Source organism: Candidatus Burkholderia verschuerenii, assembly GCF_001189365.1.
GTDB classification, from domain to species: Bacteria; Pseudomonadota; Gammaproteobacteria; order Burkholderiales; family Burkholderiaceae; genus Caballeronia; species Caballeronia verschuerenii.
This window is the reverse complement of the sequence record NZ_LFJJ01000269.1, coordinates 1-5,552: the sequence shown is the minus strand read 5'-3', so window position 1 is coordinate 5,552 and position 5,552 is coordinate 1. Positions and strand designations below refer to the sequence as shown.

Genomic DNA, 5,552 nt, shown 5'->3' with positions numbered 1-5,552 from the left:
ACGTACCGTGAAGACGCTCGCTACTGCTGTGCCAAGTCTAAAGTCCTGTGCCGCGGCCGCTCAAGAAGGTGCTTAGGATCGGCAAGCGGCTTTCTTTGGTTACTTTCTTTGCCGCCGCAAAGAAAGTAACCCCACCGCCGGGGAGGCGGCTACTGAATAAACATGAACGACAACGCAAACTCAAACCCAGCTCTTAATCGCCAAACCCTCAGGCACCGACCGGTGCAATTCACAATCAGCAGGCAAAGGACGCGCGCTATCGCTAGAAACAGAGCTAGAAGAAGAAGAAGAAGAAGGCGCACACATCCGCCCAAACTGCGCATGAGAAGGCACAACAGCCGAAGCAGCAGGCAAAGGCACCACCTCCTGCCGCACATACAAAGAAACCGCAGAAGCAACAACCGCCACCAACACCAAAAACTCGCGATTAGCGAAAAATGCCTTCATAAAAATCTCTCCAGTTGCCGACAAAGCTGCGCGCAGCCTCATAGGACCGCACGCTGTAGTGAGTGCATCGTAGCAAGCCACATGCCGCCACATCGCAGGCACAGCGCATGCGCTACCAGAAGGCATGCCGCATCCCGCCGGGAAGCAGCACATTGCATAGGCAAAACACAAGGGAGGTGTTACATGAGCACGAACGTCGTATCGGTACTCAACGATCTGGTCGAAACCTCGAAGGACGGGGAAAAGGGGTTCCTCAAGGCGGCCGAGGACACGCGTGATCCAAGCCTCAAGTTGCTGTTCCAGAACCGCGCCGAAGCCTGTTCGAAGGGCGCGCGCGAACTGCCGGAACTCGTGCAGCGGCTAGGCGGCAAACCCGAAACCGGCGGGTCGGTGACGGGCGCGCTGCATCGCGGCTGGGTCGACGTGAAATCGACCGTTACCGGTCATAGCGATCATGCGGTGCTGGCGGAATGCGAGCGCGGCGAGGATGCCGCGAAGAAGAACTATCGTCAGGCGCTGGACAAGGATCTGCCGGCCGATATCCGCGCGATCGTCGAGCGGCAGTATCAGGGCGTGCTGGAGAATCACGATCGCATCCGCGATCTGCGCGATCAGTACGCGGCGGCGAAGTCGTAGTCGATCGCTCCGCTGAAACGACAACGGCCGCAAACGCGGCCGTTGTTGCGACTGGAGCTGATATCCGTTACTGCGGCTGGCGGCTGGCCCTTGTCGTTGGTGCCCATCGACGAAGCCGCAGCCGCCGCCGATGCGCCCTTCAGCTTGTGCGCCTTGTTCTGCTGATGCAGGTTGGTGCCCTTCTGCTTCTTCGTCGTGGTGGTCGTTGCGTCCGACGCTGCCTGTGCGAAAGCCGTCGTCGTGAAAGCCAGCGCGAGCGCGCCGATCACTGCCATCTTTTTCGTCTTCATGAAGAGCTCCTTTTATGGCGGCCGCGCGAGCGCCACGACGTGCGCCCTGTGCGAACCACCTGTCAGTAACGGCCGTGACCGTACTATCGTTTTGAAGGTCGAAGCTGCTGCGAGTGTTACGGTGAGGCTGATGCGCAAACCCGCGCTCGGGACCCGATCCTTCGCTCAACGAAGTGCGAAAGCTCGAACCCGGCGCGGGCTCCAGACGGTATAAGCCGTCTTAAAACGATTTCAAGCGGCTTACAACCGCGCCCGCCGCGCCTTGACGGCGGGCGAGCTTGCCAACTATGCTATTATTCGCGGCTTACTTGGCGGCAATTTTCAGGCGGTTCTTCACGGATGCAACACCCGACACGTTCTTCACGGTCTCTTCCGCGGCCGTCTTGTCCGCCGACGACGGCACCGTGCCCGTCAGCCACACGACGCCCTGCTTCGTCTTGACGTGGATATGCGTCGAACTCACGTCCTTCGCGCTGAGTAGCTCGGCCTTCACCTTGGCGGTCACCGCGCTGTCGTCGACCTTCTGGCCGACTGACGTATCGGTGCTGCCCGACGACGTGGTCGATGCGGTCTGTGCGTTCACGTTCAACGCGAACACGACACATGCGATACCGCCGGCTGCTTTGAGAAATTGAGTCGTCTTCATGGCTCTTGCTCCTTTTCGATTTTCGTCTGCGCGCCCCATCCATGTCTGGGGATCTGCGGGCGCCCCGTGTGTTGCTCGTTGACGTTCTCATCGATTGATTTGATGTGTCAGCTTACGAGCCCGTCCGCGCCGAATGCGCGGATCGTGCCCTCCTACAGCAACTTGCGTGCCGAACCGGCCATGTGCGCTGCCGAACGCCGCACGCGAGAAGTCAAAAATGCGCCTCGAATCAGGCAATTGCGCCATTTTCGCGAACGAAAAACACGCCCCGCGCGAGGCCCGGCGGCACGATCGGCGCGTAGTTTGAAACACGCGGCGCTTTTGTCTGAGTGAGTGTAAAAAGTGCGCGAAAACGGCCGTGCGAAGCTGCGGGTCGCCCCGCATATGTAAATGAGAAACGTAGACGCGACGTGGCATTGACGCTGGTTGGCATGACCGTTGCTTTACAGTGTTCACGCAACGTCTATCACGCCTAAAACAATCGAGGATTCGCTCGCAATGCCGCCTTCACTCGAACTCCGCACCAAGCAAAGTCTCGCGCTGACGCCGCGTCTTCAGCAGTCGGTGCGCCTGCTGCAACTCTCCTCGCTGGAGTTTCAACAGGAACTGCGCAACGCGCTCGATACCAACCCGTTCCTCGAATACGACGAGTCGCAAACCGAGGACAACGCACTCAGCGCCGATAACGGCAACTCGATGAGCGACACCTCGCTCACCAATGCAGCCGATGGCGCCACCGAAGCCCCACTCGCGTCCGAAACCAGCATGGAAAGCAACCAGAGCGCCGATTCCGGCTCGCGCGACGATTCCATCAGCGAGTTCTCCTCCGACCCGTTCGGCCGCGGCAGCGCGTCGCGCAACAACGGCGACGGCGAAGGCTCCGATCCGGCCGACTGGGTTCGCATCGAACCGTCGCTGCACGAGACGCTGCACGATGCGCTGCGTCTGTATCAACTCAACGAACGCGATCGCGCGATCGCGCAACTGATCATCGAAGCGCTCGATGACGACGGCTACCTTCGCCAGGAACTCGGCGAACTCGCCAACGTCGTCGATATCGAGCCTGCGCTGGACGAAGACGAGCTCTGCATCGCGCTGAGACTCGTGCAGTCGCTCGACAAACCGGGCGTCGGCGCACGCAATCTGTCTGAATGCCTGACGCTGCAACTCGACGCCATGCCCGAAGACACGCCGGGCCGCGATGTCGCGCGCGAAATCGTCGTGCATCATCTCGAACGGCTGGCTCGCCGCGAACAGGCCGAGTTGCAGAAGAAGATCGGTTGCAGCGCGGACGAACTGCGCGTCGCGTGCGCGCTCGTGCGCAAGCTCGATCCGAAACCGGGCGAGAACTACGGCCAGAGCGAAGACAACTACGTCGTGCCGGATGTGATCGTGCGTCAGGCCAAGCGTCAGTGGGTTGTGACGATCAACCCGGCCGTGCTGCCGCGCGCGCAGATTCATCGCATGTACGCGGAATTGTTCGCGCAATCGGCCGGCGCGAGCCGTTCGCCGCTCGCGCAGCAGTTGCAGGAAGCGCGCTGGCTGATCCGCAACGCGCAGCAGCGTTTCACGACGATTCAACGCGTGGCCGAATGCATCGTGTCGCATCAGAAGGCGTTCTTCGACTACGGCGAAATTGCGCTGAAGCCGCTTGTGCTGCGCGATGTCGCCGATGAACTCGGCCTGCACGAATCGACCATCTCGCGCGCGACGGGCAACAAATATATGTCCACGCCGCGCGGCATCTTCGAATTCAAGCACTTCTTCCCGCGCGAACTCAGCACGAAATCGGGCGGTACGTGCTCGGCGGCTGCCGTGCGCGCGCTGCTGAAGGAAATGATCTCGAAGGAAAACACCCGCGATCCGCTGTCCGACGTGAGCCTGGCGAAAATGCTCGCGGATCAGGGCGTGATCGTCGCGCGTCGCACGGTGGCGAAGTATCGCCATCTGATGAAGGTGCCACCGGCGGAATTGCGCCGCGTCGCTTGATGCGTCGTTAAAGCGCAGCAAACAGGCCGCCCCATCAAACGGGCGGCCTGTTTCTTTGTGGATGACGTTTATTCGTCGTCGAGCGTGTCGAGTTCGCTGAACAGGTCGTTCGTCTCGCCCGACGGCAGGCGCGGCTGCAATGCGCCGCTGCGGGCCTGTTCGCGCTGCTCCGGCGACAGCCAGATATCTTCCATCGACTCGATGCCTTCCTCGATCATGCGCGGAAGGAAGAACGACTGCTTGCGCCCCGTGACTTCCGCGAGCACGCGCAATCTCTGTTCGATTGCCGGCTCGACTCTGACGGCCACCACTTTCAGCTTGTTTTCCGCGGTCCTTCGCAACACATGCTCCTATCGATTTCGCTGGCGCCGGAATTCGGGCGCTCGGGCGGTGTATTTACCATGAAGCGCGGACTCGCCGCAACGCCATCGCCCGATCATCGCCAACCCGATTGACGATGCGTACGCTTGCGCGCCGCCGTGGCCGCCAGTTCTGCGCCGAGCAGAAACACCGCCGCCGAGTAGTAGAGCCACATCAGAATGATGACCAGCGAGCCGGCCGCGCCGAACATATTCGCCGTGCCCGCATGTTGCAGATACAGCGAGAACAGCCGCTTGCCGCATTCGAACAGCAACGCGGCGGCGGTCGCGCCGAGCAGCGCGTCGCGCCACATCATGCGCGTGGTCGGCAGAATCTTGAGCAGCACGGTGAACGCGAGCATCAGCATGCCGAGCGAAATCGCGCGGCGCGTCAGCGACGACAGCACGACGAACGGATTGCCGTCGCCGAGCGCCCAGTGACCGAGCACTTCGACGAGCGCATCCAGGACGAGCAGCGCGCCCACCAGCAGCCCCGCGCCGATGACCAGCCCGAACGACATCAGGCGCACGCGCAGCAGCGACACGATGCTCTCTCGCGTGCTGACGGCGGGCGTCGGCCAGATCACGTTCAGCGCGCTGTGCAACGACGAAAACGTCGCCGATGCACCGACCAGCACGCCCGCCAGCGACAGAATCGCCGTGCTGCGCGCGATATCGGCATGCCACGCGTTCGCGACGATCGCCTCCAGCGCGTGCGCCGCGTCTGCGCCAACCACGCCGCTGATTTCATCGAACAGACGGCCCTGCACGGCATCGGCGCCGAAGAAAATGCTCGCCACGGCGATCACGATGACCAGCGTCGGCGCGAGCGAAAACGCCGCGAAAAACGCGATCGCGGCGGAAAACATCAGGCAGTGATCCTGCGACCACTGCGACACGGGATCGACGATCCACGACAGCCAGCCCAGCCGCGACGTGCGTCCGGCGGCGAGCGGCGCCGGCGAGGGTGACGACGGCGAACGGTTGACTTCCTGATTCATCGGGCGAACGGAGGTTGATCAACCGACGATGGTAGCCCCGATGCCCGAACTGCGCGTAAAAAATCGGCATAGGGGCGGCCAGCAAGCTGGCCGGTCCCCTGCCACACCACCCTGCCACACCACCCGGCGTGCGGGTCCGCACCGGGCGGTTCGGGAAGTTGAGGTTATGTGAGGCGAGGCATGC

General features: G+C 62.0%; 7 protein-coding genes. 2 read left to right on the top strand and 5 right to left on the bottom strand.

The genetic code is table 11. From position 1 onward, the window contains the following. Positions 1-180: 180 nt before the first annotated feature. Positions 181-447: a hypothetical protein gene (locus BVER_RS31995; protein ID WP_157056264.1), complete on the bottom strand. Its 267-nt coding sequence runs from the start codon at positions 445-447 to the stop codon at positions 181-183. Between the two features lie 183 nt (positions 448-630). Between BVER_RS31995 and BVER_RS27170 the strand changes: the two genes are divergently transcribed. Continuing rightward, positions 631-1,083, top strand: coding sequence for a PA2169 family four-helix-bundle protein (locus tag BVER_RS27170; protein WP_050455904.1), 453 nt, complete (start codon positions 631-633; stop codon positions 1,081-1,083). On the opposite strand, the gene BVER_RS27165 is transcribed toward BVER_RS27170, so the two are convergent. Next, on the bottom strand, positions 1,059-1,373 hold the full coding sequence (locus tag BVER_RS27165; protein ID WP_232316846.1) for a hypothetical protein: 315 nt from the start codon (positions 1,371-1,373) through the stop codon (positions 1,059-1,061). The two genes, BVER_RS27170 and BVER_RS27165, sit on opposite strands and share 25 nt — an antisense overlap. Before the next feature lie 304 nt (positions 1,374-1,677). After that, positions 1,678-2,019 carry a BON domain-containing protein gene (locus BVER_RS27160; protein ID WP_050455903.1) on the bottom strand — a complete coding sequence of 114 codons (342 nt, stop codon included), beginning with the start codon at positions 2,017-2,019 and terminating at the stop codon, positions 1,678-1,680. A 498-nt stretch (positions 2,020-2,517) separates the two neighbouring features. Here BVER_RS27160 and BVER_RS27155 point away from each other — a divergent pair, with 498 nt between their 5' ends. After that, entirely contained in the window at positions 2,518-4,008 is a 1,491-nt protein-coding gene (locus BVER_RS27155) for an RNA polymerase factor sigma-54 (protein WP_050455902.1), read from the top strand. A 68-nt stretch (positions 4,009-4,076) separates the two neighbouring features. Here BVER_RS27155 and BVER_RS27150 read toward each other — a convergent pair whose 3' ends face one another. Then, a complete protein-coding gene (locus BVER_RS27150) occupies positions 4,077-4,349 on the bottom strand; it encodes a hypothetical protein (protein WP_050455905.1) in 273 nt (90 codons plus the stop codon). A 95-nt stretch (positions 4,350-4,444) separates the two neighbouring features. After that, positions 4,445-5,368, bottom strand: a complete 924-nt coding sequence (locus tag BVER_RS27145; protein ID WP_050455901.1) for a YihY/virulence factor BrkB family protein — start codon at positions 5,366-5,368, stop codon at positions 4,445-4,447. Between the last annotated feature and the right edge of the window lie 184 nt (positions 5,369-5,552).